The organism is Bacillus thermozeamaize (assembly GCA_002159075.1).
Lineage (GTDB): Bacteria > Bacillota > Bacilli > ZCTH02-B2 > ZCTH02-B2 > Bacillus_BB > Bacillus_BB thermozeamaize.
Window position 1 is genome coordinate 19,836 of the sequence record LZRT01000021.1, and the last position, 17,920, is coordinate 37,755.

16 protein-coding genes, 1 tRNA gene and 1 other annotated feature are annotated in these 17,920 nt (G+C 52.6%); of the genes, 14 read left to right on the forward strand and 3 right to left on the reverse strand.

Going from position 1 to position 17,920, the window contains the following annotated elements; all coding sequences use genetic code 11:
- Positions 1-14 precede the first annotated feature (14 nt).
- The 3 genes from BAA01_11280 (at position 15) to BAA01_11290 (ending at position 5,573) form a co-directional block, all read left to right on the forward strand.
- On the forward strand, positions 15-1,184 hold the full coding sequence (locus BAA01_11280) for an exonuclease sbcCD subunit D (protein OUM90119.1): 1,170 nt from the start codon (positions 15-17) through the stop codon (positions 1,182-1,184).
- Positions 1,185-1,186: 2 nt separating this feature from the next.
- The gene (locus BAA01_11285) at positions 1,187-4,726 is read left to right on the forward strand and encodes a hypothetical protein (protein ID OUM90120.1); all 3,540 of its coding nucleotides are present in this window, start codon (positions 1,187-1,189) and stop codon (positions 4,724-4,726) included.
- Positions 4,727-4,826: 100 nt separating this feature from the next.
- Complete coding sequence (locus BAA01_11290) at positions 4,827-5,573, forward strand: hypothetical protein (GenBank protein ID OUM90121.1); 747 nt, start codon at positions 4,827-4,829, stop codon at positions 5,571-5,573.
- A gap of 161 nt (positions 5,574-5,734) precedes the next feature.
- Here the strand turns inward: BAA01_11290 and BAA01_11295 are convergent, their stop codons facing one another.
- Complete coding sequence (locus BAA01_11295) at positions 5,735-5,974, reverse strand: hypothetical protein (GenBank protein OUM90122.1); 240 nt, start codon at positions 5,972-5,974, stop codon at positions 5,735-5,737.
- Between the two features lie 188 nt (positions 5,975-6,162).
- On the opposite strand from BAA01_11295, the gene BAA01_11300 reads away from it, so the two are divergent.
- The 3 genes from BAA01_11300 (at position 6,163) to BAA01_11310 (ending at position 8,166) form a co-directional block, all read left to right on the forward strand.
- Positions 6,163-6,576 (forward strand): hypothetical protein, encoded by a 414-nt coding sequence (locus tag BAA01_11300; protein OUM90123.1) that lies wholly within the window; start codon positions 6,163-6,165, stop codon positions 6,574-6,576.
- 182 nt (positions 6,577-6,758) lie between these two features.
- Entirely contained in the window at positions 6,759-7,187 is a 429-nt protein-coding gene (locus BAA01_11305) for an Rrf2 family transcriptional regulator (GenBank protein OUM90124.1), read from the forward strand.
- Between the two features lie 115 nt (positions 7,188-7,302).
- Positions 7,303-8,166, forward strand: coding sequence for an NAD(P)-dependent oxidoreductase (locus BAA01_11310; protein ID OUM90125.1), 864 nt, complete (start codon positions 7,303-7,305; stop codon positions 8,164-8,166).
- Between the two features lie 333 nt (positions 8,167-8,499).
- Here BAA01_11310 and BAA01_11315 read toward each other — a convergent pair.
- Both BAA01_11315 and BAA01_11320 read right to left on the reverse strand, forming a co-directional pair.
- Positions 8,500-8,575, reverse strand: a tRNA-Thr gene (locus tag BAA01_11315).
- Between the two features lie 92 nt (positions 8,576-8,667).
- On the reverse strand, positions 8,668-9,465 hold the full coding sequence (locus tag BAA01_11320; protein OUM90126.1) for a hypothetical protein: 798 nt from the start codon (positions 9,463-9,465) through the stop codon (positions 8,668-8,670).
- A 233-nt stretch (positions 9,466-9,698) separates the two neighbouring features.
- Between BAA01_11320 and BAA01_11325 the strand changes: the two genes are divergently transcribed.
- The 8 genes from BAA01_11325 to BAA01_11360 all read left to right on the forward strand — a co-directional run bounded on the left by BAA01_11325 (position 9,699) and on the right by BAA01_11360 (position 17,516).
- Positions 9,699-10,484, forward strand: coding sequence for an ABC transporter (locus BAA01_11325; GenBank protein OUM90127.1), 786 nt, complete (start codon positions 9,699-9,701; stop codon positions 10,482-10,484).
- A 36-nt stretch (positions 10,485-10,520) separates the two neighbouring features.
- Positions 10,521-11,504, forward strand: coding sequence for a metal ABC transporter substrate-binding protein (locus tag BAA01_11330; GenBank protein ID OUM90128.1), 984 nt, complete (start codon positions 10,521-10,523; stop codon positions 11,502-11,504).
- Between the two features lie 4 nt (positions 11,505-11,508).
- Entirely contained in the window at positions 11,509-12,276 is a 768-nt protein-coding gene (locus tag BAA01_11335; protein ID OUM90129.1) for a sulfonate ABC transporter permease, read from the forward strand.
- Between the two features lie 113 nt (positions 12,277-12,389).
- On the forward strand, positions 12,390-12,923 hold the full coding sequence (locus BAA01_11340) for a hypothetical protein (protein ID OUM90130.1): 534 nt from the start codon (positions 12,390-12,392) through the stop codon (positions 12,921-12,923).
- Positions 12,924-12,952: 29 nt separating this feature from the next.
- Positions 12,953-14,020 carry an acyl-CoA dehydrogenase gene (locus BAA01_11345; GenBank protein ID OUM90131.1) on the forward strand — a complete coding sequence of 356 codons (1,068 nt, stop codon included), beginning with the start codon at positions 12,953-12,955 and terminating at the stop codon, positions 14,018-14,020.
- A gap of 407 nt (positions 14,021-14,427) precedes the next feature.
- Complete coding sequence (locus tag BAA01_11350; protein ID OUM90132.1) at positions 14,428-15,450, forward strand: hypothetical protein; 1,023 nt, start codon at positions 14,428-14,430, stop codon at positions 15,448-15,450.
- Between the two features lie 95 nt (positions 15,451-15,545).
- On the forward strand, positions 15,546-15,998 hold the full coding sequence (locus BAA01_11355) for a hypothetical protein (GenBank protein OUM90133.1): 453 nt from the start codon (positions 15,546-15,548) through the stop codon (positions 15,996-15,998).
- 12 nt (positions 15,999-16,010) lie between these two features.
- Entirely contained in the window at positions 16,011-17,516 is a 1,506-nt protein-coding gene (locus tag BAA01_11360) for a transporter (GenBank protein OUM90134.1), read from the forward strand.
- A 293-nt stretch (positions 17,517-17,809) separates the two neighbouring features.
- Positions 17,810-17,914: a sequence feature (possible 16S ribosomal RNA but 16S or 23S rRNA prediction is too short), on the forward strand.
- Positions 17,915-17,920 lie beyond the last annotated feature (6 nt).

Consider the following 17,920-nt stretch of genomic DNA (forward strand, 5'->3'; position numbering starts at 1 on the left):
GAAGGGGAAAGCCGATGCGGATTTTGCACACGGCCGACTGGCACCTGGGGCGCACGCTGGAGGGGCGCAGCCGCCTGGATGAGCAGGCGCAGTTTCTGGATGAACTGCGCGCGCTGGCGGAGGAGGAAGCCATTGATCTGGTCCTGTTGGCCGGCGATGTGTTCGACACGGTGAATCCGCCGGCGGCTGCCGAACAGCTCTTTTACGAGAGCATCTCACGCCTGGCCGACAAGGGCAGGCGGCCGGTGGTGATCATTGCCGGCAACCACGACAGCCCGGATCGCCTCGCGGCGGCCACGCCGTTGGCCCGGGAACAGGGCATTACCCTGCTCGGCTATCCGGTTCGGGAAGCGCTCCGAATCCCCGTCCCGGCGGCGGGGGAGGTGCTCTGTCTGGCGGCGCTGGCCTATCCTTCCGAGTCGCGGCTGAATGAGCTGCTGGTTGAAAGCCAGCAGGAGGAACTGCTGCGGGATGCCTATGATGAACGGGTGAAGCATCTTTTTCATCAGCTGTCGGCCGCCTTTTCGCCGTCGACGGTCAATGTGGCGATGAGCCACCTGTTTGTGGCGGGAGGAAGCAGCAGTGATTCGGAACGTCCCATCGAGGTGGGCGGCGCCTATACGGTGCGGCCTTCCAGTCTGCCGGCGCATGCCCAGTATGTGGCGCTGGGACATTTGCACCGCCCGCAAGATGTGAAGCAGGCTCCGACCCTTGCCCGCTATGCCGGTTCGCCTTTGGCGTTCAGCTTTTCCGAAGCGGGTTACGCCAAGTCGGTGACGGTGGTGGACGTGCGACCCGGGACGGCCGCCATCCTGAAAGAGATTCATCTCACCAGCGGGAAGCCCCTGGTGCAGTGGAAGGCGACAGAAGGACTGGCCCAGGTTTACCGCTGGATCGAGGAAGGGAGGGACGCCAGGGCATGGATTGATTTGGAGATCCACCTCCTGCAGGCGCTCTCTCTGGAAGAGATTCACCGCTTGCGGAAACTTCACCCCGGTTTCATCCATATCCGCCCGGTTTTCCCGGAACTTGAGGAGCGAAGGGAGCGGCTGGCGACGGCGGAACTGCCGATTGAGGAGCTGTTCAAACAGTTTTACCGGCGCCAAACGGGCGGCGCCGAACCGGAGGAAGCGCTGGTGCGTCTTTTCTTGGAGCTGCTCAGCGAGGAAGGGGAGGGAGCGTAGCGATGCGTCCTATCGCGCTGACGTTGCGGGGATTGCACAGTTTTCGGGAAACCCAGGAGGTGGACTTTGTCCGCCTTTGCGAAGGAGGGGTGTTTGGCATTTTTGGCCCGACCGGCAGCGGCAAGTCGACGCTTCTGGACGCCATTACCCTGGCCCTTTACGGCAAGGTGGAACGGGCCGCCAACAACACCCAGGGGATCTTGAACCACGCCGAAGATGAACTGGCGGTTTCCTTCACCTTTGAACTGGGCGGCGCCCGGGAAACCAGACGGTACCGGGTGGAGCGCAGTTTCAGGCGCGCCGGGGAGCACGCTCTGCGGACGGCCGCCTGCCGTCTCCTGGACGTAACGGGAGAAGAGAAGGTGGTGCTGGCCGACAAGGCGGGGATCGTCAACCAGAAGATCGAGGAGCTCCTGGGACTCTCCAGTGAAGATTTCACCCGCGCCGTTGTCCTTCCGCAGGGGAAATTTGCCGAATTTCTCACCTTGAAAGGCGCGGAACGGCGTGAGATGCTGCAACGCATTTTCAACCTGGAAAAATACGGGGACGCCCTGCGCGAGAAATTGAGCCGGCGTCTGCAACAGGCCGGAACGCAGCTGAAGGAAGTGGCGGCCGAACAGCTGGGCTTGGGCGACGCGTCAAAGGAAGCACTGCAGGCAGCGCAGGACAAGGTGGCGGAAAGCGAAGCGCGCCTTGCCCAGGCGCAGCGGCGGCTGGCCGAGCGGGAGGAAGAGCTGGGCCGGATGCGGCAGATTTGGGAATGGCAGCAGGAGCAGCAGGAACTCCGGCGCCGGCTGAATCAGTTGGAAGCAAAGGATGCGGAGATCGGAAGATGGGAAATGGCGGTGGCCCGGGCGGAAGAGGCGGAGCGGTTGCTGCCCTATGCCGAAGAGCTGCTCCATAGCCGTCGCGCTGTGGCCGATGGAGAACGGCTGCTCCGGGAGGCGGAAAGCCGCCTGCTGAGGGCCAGGCAGCACGATCTGGAAGCGCAATCCGCCTATGAAGCGGCCAGGAAGAGGCGGGCCGAGCAGGAACCGCGGCTGCTGATTCGCCGGGAACAGCTGAGTCAGGCCCGTCAGCTCGCCCAGCGGATCCGGGAGCTGTCCGCTGAGGTGGAGGCTTTGCGGAACCGCCGGCGTCAGCTGGAACGCGAATTAGAGAAAACCCGCCAGGAACGGCAGGCAAAGGAGCAGCTGCAGCAACGGGGAGAAGAGAAACAGCGGCAATTGAAAGAGATGCTCACCCGTTGTGAGGTTTCTGTCCCCGAGCGGCAGCAGATCCTGCAGGCCTACCAGGCCAAGGGGGAGATTGACCACCTGGAGCGGCAGGTAACGGAGGAGCGGCAGGAGTACCGGAAATGGGAAAGGGAGCTGGAAAGCCGGCGTGAAAGCCTGAAAGCGCACCAGGAAAAAGTGACAGGACATCTCCGTGATGTTGACCGGCTGCTTGCGGCGGTCCGGAAATGCCGCATGGCCGTCGCAGGGGCGGAACAGGCGCTGGCAGGCCTGCAGGCGCACATCGAGCGGCGGCTCGAGGCGCGGCAGCAGGCGCTTGAGGCGGAGAAGGTGAAGCTCTTGGCCCATCATCTGGCCCAGGCGCTGGAGGAAGGCCAGCCCTGCCCGGTGTGCGGTTCCACTGAACATCCCGCGCCGGTGCGGGAGGCATCCGGCGGTGAGCAGCGCCGGTCGGCTCTTGAAGAAGAGCTGGCGCAGCTGCGGCAGTGGCTGAATGAGGCCGGGTCGCTCCGGATGCGAGTGAGCAATCTGAAGTGGCCGCTGCAACAGGTCGAGGAGCAACTGGTCCAGGAGCTGTCCGCACTGGGGCGGGACCAGGACTTGCCTGGCCTGCCCGTTGTTGACTTTCCCAGATTGCCCCTACCCTCCACGCTTGAATTGCCTTCTGAGCCACTCTCCGAGTCTGAACGGGAGACGGCCGTTTCGTCTGGCGTTCAACATGACGTTCCGTATGACGTTCAAAACCCGGCCGACTTCGCCGGCCTTGAAGCGGCCGTACGGGAATGGACGGACCGGCTGGAGCGGCTGGAAGAACAGGTGCAGGCGCTGAAGACGCAGGCGGGCCAGGCCGCCGCCGGTCTTCGCCAGGCGAAACGGGAACAGGATGAAGCGGCGCTCACCCTACGGAACATGACGGAATCCCTCCGTCAGATGGCCGGCAAGCTGGAGCAGTTGCAACATCACCTGGAAGAGAAAAAGAAAGCCTGGCGATGCGCGTACCCCCATTATTCCCTGGAGGGGATCGCCGAGGAACAGCGACGGCTGATGGAAAAGGATCGGGAAGCGGAGCAATTGCGCCAGCGTCTGGAGAAGAGCATTCCTTTTCTGGAGGAAAACGCCCGGTTGACGGAACAGCTGAAAGACACCGAAAACCGTCTCTCGGTCCAACTCTCCGCGCTGGCCACCCAGATCGGGGAAAAAGAGGCCGCTTTGAACGAGCGGAAAGGGGAACTGGATAATATCACCCAAGGTGCGGAACCGGAACAGCTGCTGGCCGACGTGAACCGCCGGCTGGAACATCTGGCGGCCGCAGAACAAGAAACCTACGCAGCTCACGCAGAAGCGGCCAAAGTCTGCCAGGAGGCAGAGCGGCGGGTGGCTGTGGCGCGGCAATCGCTGCATGAGTCCAGGGAACGCCTGAAGAGAGCGTGGGAAAAGTGGGAGCGGCAATGCGAAGGAGCGGCCGGGATCTGGGCGGAATTGGCGGACCCCGAGGGTGTCAGGGAAGCGGTGTTGCCCCAGGAGGAGATCAACCGCTATAAAGGATGGATCGATGCGCACCATGATGCCAAAAAACAGGTTATGGCCCGGCTGAAAAGTCTTGAGCAGCAGCTCGGCGGGCGCACGCTGAACGAAGAGGCATGGGAAGCGCTGAACCGGCAGCTGCAGGAGGCCCGGGCCGATGTGAACCGCTGGCTCGAAGTGCGCGGGGCCGCAATGGAGGCGCTGAAGGATCTCACCACGAAGCACGAGCGCTATCTAGAGCTGGAAAAGCGGAAAAAGGAACTGGAATCCCTGAGCGAAAAACTGGGAAAACTGCAGCACGTGTTCAAGGGGAATGCGTTCGTGGAATTTATGGCCGAGGAGCAGTTGATCCGGATCAGCCGGGATGCCTCGGAGCGGCTGAAATCACTCACCCGCGGACGTTATGCCATCGAGGTGGATTCTTCAGGCGGGTTTGTCATCCGCGATGACGCAAACGGCGGGGTGAAGCGCCCGGTTTCCAGTCTGTCCGGAGGGGAGACGTTTCTTACCTCTCTCGCCCTGGCTCTTTCGCTTTCCGCTTCCATCCAGCTGCGGGGGCAATATCCCTTGCAGTTTTTCTTCCTGGACGAAGGCTTTGGCACGCTTGATCAAGAGCTGTTGGATACGGTCGTGACGGCCCTTGAGAGGTTGCATAGCTCCCATTTGTCAATCGGTGTGATCAGCCACGTGCCTGAACTGCAGGCCCGCCTGCCGCGGCGGTTGATTGTGGAACCGGCAGAGCCAGGAGGACGGGGCAGCCGGGTGCGGCTGGAAGTGTTGTAAGTTTTTCAGCACCCTCGCGGTGCTTTTTGTTTTGTGTCACATAGAATGATGATGAGCAAAAACGTTGAGAAATTGGGGTAAGCAAGGAGCGGAAACACGATTGATGAAAACCTTCTCGTCCCGATCACGCAAGCCAAAAGCGGTGTTTTATGTTCCTCATCCAGACGACGAAACGTTGAGCATGGGCGGCGCGATCGTGAATCACTTATTTGCCGGAAACGATGTTTACGTGGTGTTGCTGTCTCACGGCAGGGCTTCTGATGCCTACAACGTTTTATGCGGCCGGATCACCTGCAGCTGGCACAAGAAAAACCACGATCCGTCGCTTGAAGGGTATGCCCCTTTTGACCTGCAAAAGTTTGGCCTGGCACGTGTGCGGGAATTCCTGGCCGCTTGCGAATGCTTGGGCGTGTCCCTTGCCAATACGGAGATTTATGATTTTGAAGACGGCCAAGTGACTGTGGAACAGGTGAAACAAGTGATCCTGAAATGGGAAACGCGTTTTCCTGGCATCAAGCACAAAACGATGACGTACCACGACAAAAATCCTGATCATGCGAATGCGGGACGGGCCTTGCTTGAATTGTACAACGAAGGGGTTGTCAAAGATGCGCGGTTTTACATCAAGCATTCCCAGATGGCTCAGGTGGCTGGGGCTTATGAAGCTTACCGCAGATCCTATTATCCATCTATCCAGGCAGCGGCGGAGGTGTACAAAACCTGGAAACCTGCGCAAGGCAAACTGGCGATTGGTTACCATTCCGTGAAAAATGATTTTGACCAGTTGTTACATAACCCTCAAAGCAAGTTCCACCGGCCTGGACAAAAACATGTTGGGAACGGATGACGGAGTGGAAATGAGCGACTGCCTAGCTCTCATCCTTGCATCCATTAATACAATGGTATCAAATCATGGATGAAAGGATGGCGAAAATGGTTAGAAACCGAAAGGAAATGCGGAGATGGATGAGGAAAAGGCCCATGACGCAAAGGCATGTCCATGAGTTTTTAGGGAGCACAAAACTTGCGGAAAGAGGCGATGACCGACATAATCACCGTTTTGCGGGCGTTACGGGCCAAGCGATTCCAAGGGGCAAGAGCCACGTGCATGTCATAAAAACCAATACTGACTTTTTTAACCATCTCCATCAACTCCGTATCGTAACTGGCCCTGCCATTCCCGTAGGCAAAGGAAAACACGTTCATTTTGTCAAAGGAAAAACGACATTCAACGACGGGCATGTTCATAGGTTCAAATTCGCCACTTTAATTGAAAAGCCACTGATATAAGGGCATAAGAATAAGGAGATAGCAAACAAAAAGACAAACAAATAAAGAAACGAAACCCCCGGCTGAGCGGCTGGGGATTTTTATTCTATTTACAACGTTCATTCCTTGTGTGAAAATAAATTTTAACAAATGGAATGGGTGAGCGTATGAAAAAGCTGTTGATTGCCATCGTAATATTGGTTGTTTTGGGATTTGCGGGGTATCAATTTGTTATCGGCTTTGCTTCCGACAAAATGATCGATCAAGTAGCTGAGCATGTTCTAAGTGGTGATGAAGCGGAACAGTTATTGAACGATCCAGGGGTCAAAAAGTGGGTTGAACAAGACATGTATGAAACCTCTACGGATGACTTGCCGTTTCACACGAAGGAAGAAGCGTTAAAGGCAGTGGTCAAAAAGTTTTCCGTAGGTGAGTTAAATGAATTAAAAAATAAGATCACCAATGGAATCGATGCGCAGGAACAAGAAGAAATCAAGTCAATATTAGAGGAAAAGTTGTCTCCGGAAGAAATGGAGGCATTGAAGATCATTGCGCTCAAAGAATTGAAAAACAGGCAATGAAGAGACGATAAACTTACGCATTGTACCCGGCAGCGCCGGGGTTTTTTGTTGCCCAAAGTTTTTTGTTGCTCAAAACTTCCACCGTTTGAGACGCTGGAACCGAGTGCGGTGATTGCATGGCCGCTTTCCTTGACGATGTTCCTTGATGAAACTATAATGGTTACAACAAGAGGGTGAAACGAATGAAAAGAATTAGCAGCCGCTTTTCCGTCGCAGTCCACATTTTGTCTCTTTTATCACTCAGTGCATCCCCATGCACGTCGGAATTCATTGCGGAAAGCGTCAATACGAATCCGGTGATTATCCGCAGAATCATTGGGAAGCTGAAAAAAGCGGGATTGGTACATGTGCGATCCGGAACCGGCGGAGCGTACCTGGGGAAAGATCTGGATCAGATTACGTTGCTTGACGTTTATCGGGCAGTTGATGTCGTTGAAAATGAGGGGCTTTTTCATTTCCATGGCCATCCCAATCCCGAATGTCCAGTGGGAGCAAACATTGAATCGGTTCTTCGCATGATCATGCTCCAAGCACAATCCGCGATGGAACAGGTATTGGCGCAAGTTACCCTCAAGCAGTTAGTGGCTGAACTTAGCGAGAAAAGCGGCTGAGCTCATTTTTTTCATCTCAGTTGTAACCGATATGGTTACATATACATCTGTTGTAACCAGTATGGTTATCAGAAAACCCTCTGGGAAATTTTCAAAAGAAGGGAAGGATGGAAAGATGTCCATTGTAATTACGGGCGCAACCGGCCATTTGGGAGGGCTTGTGATCCGGCACCTCTTGAAAAAAGTGCCCGCAAGCAAAATCATTGCCAGTGTCCGCAATGTAGAAAAGGCCTCCCATCTCGCCGAACTTGGAGTGGAGGTCCGCTACGGTGATTACAACGATTACGAATCGATGAAGAAGTCTTTTGCCGGGGCATCGAAGGTGCTGTTTATCTCAAGCCCGGATTTTGATAATACGTTGCGCGTTCGTCAGCATGCGAATGTGGTGCAAGCGGCCCGGGATGCAGGGGTAAACCATATCGCCTATACGGGATATGCCTTTGCTGAGGAGGCGAAATTATCCCTTGCACTACCCCATCTGGCGACCGAATATGCCATTCGTACCACGAACATCCCTTACACGTTCTTGCGCAATGCCCTGTATACCGATTTCTTTGTCCATCCGGGGCTGAAGGCGGCCGTGGAGCACGGGGTGTTGATAACGAATGCAGGAAGCGGACGGCTGAATACGGTGACCCGAAACGATCTTGCCCTTGCCGCCGCCACCGTACTCGTTGAAGAAGGGCATGAAAACAAGACGTATAACCTCGTTGCCAATCAAACATGGAGTTTCGACGATCTGGCGCAAATCCTGACGGCTCTTTCCGGCAAAAAGGTGATTCACCAGGCTGTTTCCTTTGACGAGGCAAAGGAAAACTTCGTCAAGAACGGACTCCCTGAGCCCATGGCTGTCGAATTTGCAAAAATCTATCATGCGATCGCCGAAGGTGAGACAGCAAAAACATCCGATGATCTGCAGAAGCTCATCGGAAATGCCACACCTTTAGAGGAAACCGTAAAACAAGTTTTGCAGAGTTAAGGTCTGCCCCAACCTGCCGGGACCGCGCATACGCGGGCCTGGCCTGAACACACGATCCGAATGCCGGTAGGTTGGCGAACATCAATCTGAAGATGCTTCCAAAAGCAGAATAAACCAGAAGCAAAATAAACCGGAAGAAAATGAAGAGGATGCTTTCATGCATCCGCTTCATTTTTTGCAGGATGGCCAGAGGCGAAGCCGCCGCCCCATTGATCGCTTTGCTGGCCAAACCGACAAATCAAGACAGCAATGCCGGCAAAGTGCCGGCAAAACGGCAATAAAAAAGCCATACCGTATATAGGTATGACCCTAAAACCCATTATTGAGGTTGGATGGTGCTGGTGGAGGGACTTGAACCCCCGACCTACTGATTACGAATCAGTTGCTCTACCGACTGAGCTACACCAGCAAAAAAGCTGAAGCGTTTGTTGCTTCTCCTCATCACATTTCATGATTATACCGGAAGACGGATGCCTTGTAAAGGGCTTGTGTTCCAATTTATTAGGTTTCAATCGTTTCAGGCATCCGGCCGTTCAGATGACTGGTCAATTCTTTTCCGGCATCGCGAAGCATTTGCCCCACTTCATGCATTTTTTCTTCCGGAAAATGAGCGGCAATGCCAAGGCAGCAGAGTACCATCAACACCTCGCCATCAGGACGGAACACGGGCGCCGATACCGCATTGATGCCGACGATATACTCTTCGCGCGAGATCGCGTATCCCTGTTTTCGTACCCGATTCAACTCTTCCAGGTACTCGTCCACATCGGTAATCGTGTTGTCGGTCAACTTGACCAAACCTTTGGAGAGGATCGCCATTCTCTCTTTTTCGCTGGTAAAAGCCAAGAAACACTTTCCAAATGAGATTTGTGTGATATGGAATTGCTTGCCCACGGCGACAGAGATTCGGACGGCACTGTCCGCCTCTTCTTTGGTGACGTAGACCACGTTCTCATCGCCGATTTTCTGGACGATGGCGGAGGTCAGTCCGGTCTCTTCCGTGATTTTTTGCAAATATTTTTTCCCCAATGTCAGATAATCCAGTTGTTCCAGCGCGCGTGATCCCAAAACCACCAGATAGGCTCCGAGACTGTAGCGCTTGGATTGCTTGTCATAAGAAACGTAATTCATATCCTCCAGCGTGCGCAAGATTCGAAAGCAGGTGGATTTGCTGATGTTCAGCGCTTGCGAGATCTCGGAGAGGGAACTTTTGCGGTTTTCGTAGCTGCTCAAATATTGAAGGATCCGTCCTGTACTGACGATAACAGGCACATGGTAGCGGTTTTCTTCGAGAAACACAGCACACGCTCCTCTGACACACCATTTTTTATTTTATTACCACATTTGTAGAAGTCTGTCAAAAGAAAGCTCTTACATCATTACAAGGAAACAGGTAACATAAACATATTTTGATACATTACCTTATAAAAATAAGTTGACTAGTCGGAATACATATTTTAAAATAAGTGGCAGCACATCGGACAGTCGTATTCGGTTATGGCAGTTTGAGACGGACGGAGGAGGGGGAGGTATTGGAGCAAACGCCTGCCGTTCGAGTGCAGAACCTGAGCAAAAGTTTTACTGTCAAGGGCCAAACGGAACAGATCTTGCAAAATCTCTCTTTTCAAGTGAAAAAAGGGGAGATCGTTTCCATCCTGGGACCGAGTGGCTGTGGCAAGAGCACATTGCTGAATATTCTCGGCGGGTTTGAACAACCAGATAGCGGAACGGTTCTTTTTGGAGGGACTCCAGTGGAGCGGCCCAGCCGAAAATGTGTCATGCTGTTTCAAAATTACGGGCTTTTGCCTTGGCGGTCAGTCCTGAAAAATGTGGAACTGGGATTGGAAGGATTGTCCATTTCCAAACAGCAACGCAGAGAGCGTGCTTTGGAGTACCTGAAGTTGGTAGGCCTGGAGGAAAAGGCGGATTTGTTCCCTCCCCAGTTGTCAGGCGGCATGCAGCAGCGGGTGGCGATTGCACGGGCCCTGGCCATCCAACCGGAATTGCTCTTGATGGATGAGCCGTTTGCCGCATTGGATACGTTCAACCGCTATCACTTGCAAGACGAGCTCCTCCGGATTCAAAGCCTGGAAAAAACAACGATTATTCTCGTGACACATGATATCGATGAAGCGGTCTATCTATCCGATCGGGTGTTGCTGATGAGCGGAAACCCCGGTCAGATTCACAGGGAAATCAGTATACCGACGGCACGGCCAAGAGATCGTGGCCATGGGGATTTCCAGCATTTCCGCAAGATGATCCTCGATGCGTTTTCATTTTGTAACCCTGTGCCGTCCGTCGAGTACAGCATTTAAACATTTAGAAGATTGGCCAATAGGAGAGGGGTTCGCATGAACAGAAAAGCGAGAAAATGGATGATCTATTTTGTGCTCCTTGTCGCCGTGATCAATCTCGCGGCTTGCGGTTCGGCCAATGAGGCGACGGGAAACAGCGAGAATGGCAAACGAACGATAAAAATTGGATATTTGCCGATTACTCACGCGGTGCCGCTGTACATTGAGAACGAACTGGCGGAACTGGGAAAAGGACAATTCAAAAACTTTAAATTGGAACTTGTCAAATTCGGTTCTTGGCCTGATTTGATGGATGCGCTGAACACGGGAAAGATTGATGGGGCCTCTGTTTTGGTGCAGCTGGCGATGAAAGCAAGGGAACAGGGCATTGACATCAAGGCGGTGGCGTTGGGCCACAGGGATGGAAATGTCATCGTCACCTCCAATGACGTTCAAAGCGTTGCCGACCTGAAGGGGAAACATTTTGCCATCCCGCACAAGTTTTCTACGCATCATATCCTGTTCTATCAGATGCTGAAACAGGAAGGCTTTCAATACAAGGATGTGCAAGTGGTGGAACTGCCGCCGGCAGAAATGCCCGCCGCCCTGGCGGAAGGCAGGATTGCGGGATATGCGGTGGCGGAGCCGTTTGGGGCCAGATCGGTGGTGATCGGGAAAGGGAAAGCCCTCTTTCAATCCCCTGAGCTTTGGAAAGATTCCGTTTGTTGCGTGCTGGTATTGCGGGGAGAGCTCATCCAAGCGGATCGGGAAGCCGTGCAAGAGCTTGTCAGTGAATATGTGAAAGCGGGAGAAATGGCAGAATCAAAAGATGAACAAGTTCGCGGCATCATTGCCAAATACATGGATGTCGATGACAAAGTGCTGGATTTGTCTCTGCAATGGATTGTTTACGACGATCTGAGGTTGGATGAAGCGTCCTATGAGCAGTTGAGGAACTACATGATCGAGTTGGGATTATCGGAAAAACCGCCTACTTACGAGGAGTTTGTCGACAGTTCGTTTCTGGATAAGGTGAAGTAAACAAATGAGCGCGTTGAAAAAAACGTCCAATGTGATGATCGGCGTATTTGCACTGATACTGGTTTGGCAAGGGATCGTTCTCATAGGGAAGTATGAGGAATCGCTGTTTCCGCCGCCTGCCAAAGTGTTGCAGGGAATTGTATCGCTGATACAAAACGGCACCTTGTTTGTTCATTTGAAAGTCAGTTTATTTCGTTTTGTGATTGGATATCTCTCGGCGGTCATCCTGGCGGTCGTGTTGGGGCTGATTTTAGGCCGCATGCAGAGGTTGTGGGCGATCGTCGATCCCATCGTCCAGGTGTTACGGCCGATTTCACCCATCGCTTGGTCGCCGTTTATCGTCCTGTGGTTTGGCATCGGTGACGCGCCTGCGATTGTGATTATCTTTCTGGCGGCGTTTTTTCCGGTGCTGCTCTCCACGATTTCGGGTGTGCGCAGGGTTGACCAAACATACTTGAAAGTGGCGCAAAATCTGGAGATCCGAAAACACCATTTGCTCACCAAAATCATTTTTCCGGCCGCCTTTCCATCCATTGCCAACGGTCTGCATCTTGCGATTGGCACATCTTGGATTTTCCTGGTGTCCGGGGAGATGGTCGGGGCCCAGTCGGGCCTGGGGTATCTGATCGTTGATGCGAGAAATTTGTTGCGGCTGGATCTGGTTTTTGCAGGCATCATTTTTATCGGCATTTGCGGACTGCTGCTTGATAAGCTCATCAGGCTGTTCGAGCGCTGGATTGAAAAGAAGTGGGGGATTGTGACGAAACAATAAATTGATGCGAAACCATCATGGGTTGATTTTTCATATCCAAAAACCTACAATGTCTTATAAACAAAAGTAGTATAAGTGAACAAGTTGGAATTTGAGTGTATGGAGGGGAAAGCATGGCGCTTTATCTCGTTGAATCCGTCTTAAACGGCGTCGTAAAAGATCAGGGTGAGTTTGAGAAAAAACTGGCGGACCTGCAGGAAGAACTTGCAAGAAAACAGGCTGGTCTCATCGAAGTGCAGGTATCCAAAGACTTGACACGCGCCTTCTTTATCGTTGAAAGTCAAGAACGCGACACCGTCAATGAAAGTTTGCGCGCGTTGGGGATCCCCGTGGCGCTGCTTAAACAGGTAAGGCTGGTCGGCAAGGATCTCGAAGAGGTGAAAAGACAGCCCGATCGCGTCAATTACCTGGTGGAGTGGAATCTGCCCGAGAATTTGACGATGGAGCAATATCTGGACAGGAAAAGCAAAAACTCGGTACATTATGCCGAAGTGCCGGAGGTCTCCTTTTCCCGGACCTATGTGTGCGAAGACATGACCAAATGTGTCTGTTTCTATCAAGCGCCGGATGAAGCGGCGGTAAGAAAAGCGCGTGAAGCGGTAAAAGCGCCGATTGATGCGATCACGGAAGTATTGCCGGGCAAATAAAACGAGCATCAGCCAAAGGGCGGTTCGTCATGATGGAGAAAACTCTCACTCAATCTCTGCATGAAATCATTCATAACAAGGTAAAGCCAAACGTCAGAAGGATTGATGAGGAAGCGTACCACCCCCTGGAATTTTTTCAGGAACTTGGCAAATCCGGTCTCTTGAGTTCCCGTGGGGCATTGGAAAAAGAGGTGCTACTCGGTGGAGTCCGCCTTGTTGAAGAAACAGCCCAAACGTGCATGACAACCGCTTTCACCCTCTGGTGCCATTTGGCGGGCTTAACCTACCTGCGCAAGTGCGAGAATCCCTTTTTGAAGAGCGACATTTTGCCAAAGCTGGAAAGCGGCGAATTGCTCGGAGGGACGGGTTTGTCCAACGCGTTGAAATACTATGCCGGACTGGAAAGGCTGCGTTTGACGGCAAAGCGCGTTTCGGGCGGATACGTCGTCTCTGGGCATTTGCCGTCCGTATCCAACCTGGGCCCTCGTTCATGGTTTGGGATCATCGCTTCCGTGGACGAGCGATATCGGATCATGGCATTTGTGCCGAGTCAAGCCGATAACCTGGTGTTAAAAGAGAAGCGGGATTATCTTGGGATCAATGGCAGCGCCACGCATGCTTGCTCCTTTCGCGACGTGTTTGTGCCTGAAGACTGGATCATTTCAGAGCAGGCGGATGATTTTGTGAAGCAGGTTCGCTCCGTTTTCCTTCTTTATCAGATCCCGCTGGGGCTGGGGGTGACCGAAGCAGCCATCCGATCGATTGAAAGAATGAAAGGAAAGCAGGGCGAGTGCAATCAATACTTGCCGATACAGGCAGCCGATTTGGAGCGCGAGTTGCAGTCGCTGCGTGATCAGACATACCGATTAACGGAATCGGACGATTTATCCAGCCGTTGGGTGGACTTGTTGCAGCTCCGTTTGGCGGTCGCTTACCTGACCTCCAAGGCGGTCTATGCCGAGATGCTGCACCATGGCGGAGAAAGTTATTTGCGATATTGCGATTCCTCGCGAAGACTGCGCGAATCGTATTTTCTCCTAAATCTGACGCCGACCGTCAAACATTTGGAAAAACTATTGAAACAATTGAACGCATAAGAAAAGTAAAAAGGGCCGGCAGGCTCTTTTTTCTGTTGCCGCAGAAACCAGAGATTTTTTATTGACATAAATGAGGTTTTTTGCTTAAATTGTGTTCGTGAAATCGGTTAAATGTCTTCTGTGGATGAGGCAAGTTGGCAACGATTTTTTCAAAAGATCAGAAAGGGGGTAGTAAGTTAAATATTCTGATAAGTAAAAAAACTTATTAAGAAACTGATTGCGTTTAATCTATTAAACTTTTATAACTAGCTGATTTGCTTAGTATTTAATTAGTATTAAGTATTAATGAGTACATTGCCTTTCTTTATCATTCATTGTGCGCTGCGGGAATTTGAATTTTCCCTATCTTTCCATGTCATTTCGATGTTAGAGAAAATGAACATACAAAAAAATTGGGGGGTAAAGTGATGAAAAAACTGCTTGCGATCCTAGCGGCCATCCTTGTGGTGTTCGCGGTAGGATGTTCACAAAATGCGCCGCAATCAAACGGTAACAATCAGACGTCTGCGGACAATCAAGGCAGCCAGCAAAAGATCGACTATCCGACCAAGCCGATTGAGATGATCGTTCCGTATGCTCCGGGTGGTGGTACGGACACAGCGGCGCGTATTCTGGCTACTGCGGTATCGAAATATCTGCCCAACGGGCAAACCGTTGTCGTGGTCAACAAGCCGGGTGGAGCGGCTACCATCGGTATTACCGAAGTATTCAACGCGAAACCGGATGGGTATAAAATCGGCATGACAACCACAGGTGCGACATCCATTCAGCCGCATTACGGCAAGACTGCTTATACGCACGACAGTTTCCAAGCCGTCATTCGCGTGTTGTCCACACCGCAGGTGCTGGTTGTCAGAACAGATGCTCCTTGGAAAACATTTGAAGAATGGCTGGAGTATGTGAAAGCCAATCCGAACAAATTCACTTACGGAACGGCAGGCGCGGGACACACGGCTCACCTGGCGATGGAAGCGCTTAATATGGCTGCTGGGATTAAAACCAAGCACGTGCCGTTTGACGGCGCCGGACCGGCTGTCACCGCTCTGGTAGGTGGCCACGTAGATGGCGCTGCGGTTCAAGTGCAGGAGGCAAAGTCGCAAATCGACGCGGGCAAAATCAGGGCGCTGGTTAACGTGGGCAGCAGCAAGGTTGAGGCGTACAAAGATGTTCCGCTGGCGAAAGAAAAGGGATACGATGTTCAGGTAGACGTTTACACGGGTATCATTGCGCCGAAAGATACGCCGAAAGAGATCGTCACGATTCTGCACGATGCGTTCAAAAAGGCGCTGGAAGATCCTTCCGTGATCGAGCAATTTAAGAAACTTGGCGTTGAGCCTGCCTATGCGGGTCCGGAGGAATTCCAAAAGGATATTACGGACAGCTTCAACCGCAACGGCGAAATCATGAAAAAAGTCGGCTTGATCAAGTAATCGTTGGTATTCCGGGAAGAGCATCCAAAGTGGAGCATACAGGGGTACCCCTGTATGCTCCTGATTATTGATTAGAGAGGGGACGGTGCGCCTTTGTGAAAAAATGGAATGCGGGTGTGTGGGCCGGTATTGCGTTCGCGCTGTTTTCGCTGACCTTTTTTCTTCTTTCTTTGGAGTTTCCTTATACAGGACCGGTTGGTCCGGGGCCGGGATTTTTGCCCCTCTGGATTAGCGGGATCATGTTTGTCTTATCCGTTTTTTATATCTTGGAATCGATAAAGGACAAGGATGGGCCGAAAGAACCGATGCCGCGGGGCGCCGCCTTGAGAAGCGTTTTGTTTATTTTGGCTTGCCTGGTGGCTTATCTGATCCTCATGCCGATTCTGGGCTTTATTCTGGCCAGCGTACTCTTCCTGTTTACGCTCTTTGTCCGCCATTATAAATGGTACATCAGCATTGGGGCGGCTCTGCTCGTCACCTTCTTCTTGTTTTGGTTGTTTGGTTCCGTGTTGAACGTCAGTTTCCCTCAGGGCATATTCGGTTGGTAAGGAGGCGAGGGGATGGAATCAATTGCTTTGCTTTTGGACGGCTTTAAGCATGCGCTTACAATATGGAATCTCCTCTACTGTCTGATAGGCGTATCCATTGGGATGCTGGTAGGGGTGCTGCCGGGTTTGGGGCCGGTGGCCGGAACGGCTTTGCTGATTCCGATCACGTTTGGAATGGAACCGATATCAGCGATTATCATGCTTTCCGGAATTTTTTACGGTTCCATGTACGGCGGGACGATTACTTCGGTGCTGCTCAATATTCCCGGGGAGTCAGCGTCAGTCATTACGACGCTTGACGGGTACCAAATGGCCAAGCAGGGCCGCGCGGGCACCGCGTTGGGTGTAGCCGCCATCGGTTCCTTTATTGGCGGTGTCGCGGCGATATTAGGTTTGACCTTTTTGGGCCCGCCTTTGGCGGAATTTGCCTTGAAATTCGGGCCGCCTGAGTATTTTTCGCTATTGGTTCTCGGTTTGCTTTTGCTTGTGGGCTTGATGGGGAAGTCGGTCGTCAGAGGGTTGATTGCAGCGTGTTTTGGCCTGATCCTGTCCCTGATAGGCATGGATCCCGTTTCTGGGGCCATCCGCTTTACATTTGGCCAGATGGAACTGATGGAAGGGCTTGATTTTGTCGTCGTGGCGATGGGGCTGTTCGGAATCTCGGAAATCTTGTTAAATGCAGAAAGCCACATGAAAATGGATAAACCTGCAAAAATTCAAGGACTGCTGCCGGCGAGAGATGAATGGAAGCCGACGCTGAAAGCGATCGGCCGGGGGACAGGGATCGGCTTTCTCATCGGTTTGATTCCTGGGGCAAACTCCGTCATTGCATCGATTCTCTCTTATTCGCTGGAAAAGAAAGTTGCCAAGGATCCTTCCCGTTTCGGCAAGGGGGCCATTGAGGGCGTGGCTGGACCCGAGACGGCGAACAACGCCCATAGCGGAGCGGCGATGATTCCCTTGTTTACCCTTGGGATTCCCAGTTCTCCCACCGTAGCCATTATTTTGGGAGCATTTATCATGCATGGCTTGACGCCGGGGCCTACGCTTTTCCAGAACAATCCCGATTTTGTTTGGGGCGTTATCGCCAGTATGTTCATCGGCAACCTGATCCTGTTGATCTTTAACCTTCCGCTGGCGAAAGTATGGGCGAAGGTCGCCATGGTGCCGTATGAGATTCTGTTTCCTTTGATTCTGATCCTGTCTGTGGTTGGCGTTTACAGCATTAGGAGCAGCCTGTGGGATGTCGGGTTGATGATTGCTTTTGGCGTGATCGGTTATCTCATGAAGAAATTGGATCTGCCGATTGCAGCCACGGTGTTGACTTTCGTCTTGGGTTCACAGATCGAATCGACCTTGCTGCAGTCTTTGGCCTCGTCACAAAACGGCTTGTTGGTTTTCTTCCATAGCCCGATTTCAGGAACGTTGATTTCGTTGGCCATCATTATCCTGGTTGTCAGCGTGATTGCTGGATTGAAGAAGAAGAGATCCGCGCTAGTCAGCGATTTGGAAGCGTAGAGACAGTCAGGGGAGGGCCGCCGCGCCGGCAGCCCTTCCCGCATTTCCTAAGCATTAGCGGACATCCTTTGCATGCTTGGCGTCGTCTCGGAATATTTTCATTCGTAGCAAATCGCTATCCAAAATTTTCCCTGTTGACAAGTATCGAGCTTCTATGATAATCTACAACATGTCGCGCTCACGAAGGAAGACGGTGAGCGGCGGACGACAGAAAGATAAACGGACAGCAGCAACAAAGCGATGTTCCTTGAAAACTGCACAATGAAGCGAACCTGATGAGTCAGAGTTGAACTTTTTTCATGGAGAGTTTGATCCTGGCTCAGGACGAACGCTGGCGGCGCGCCTAATACATGCAAGTCGAGCGGGGAGGCAAGGGGAAGCCTTCGGGCGGAAGCTTGCATCCT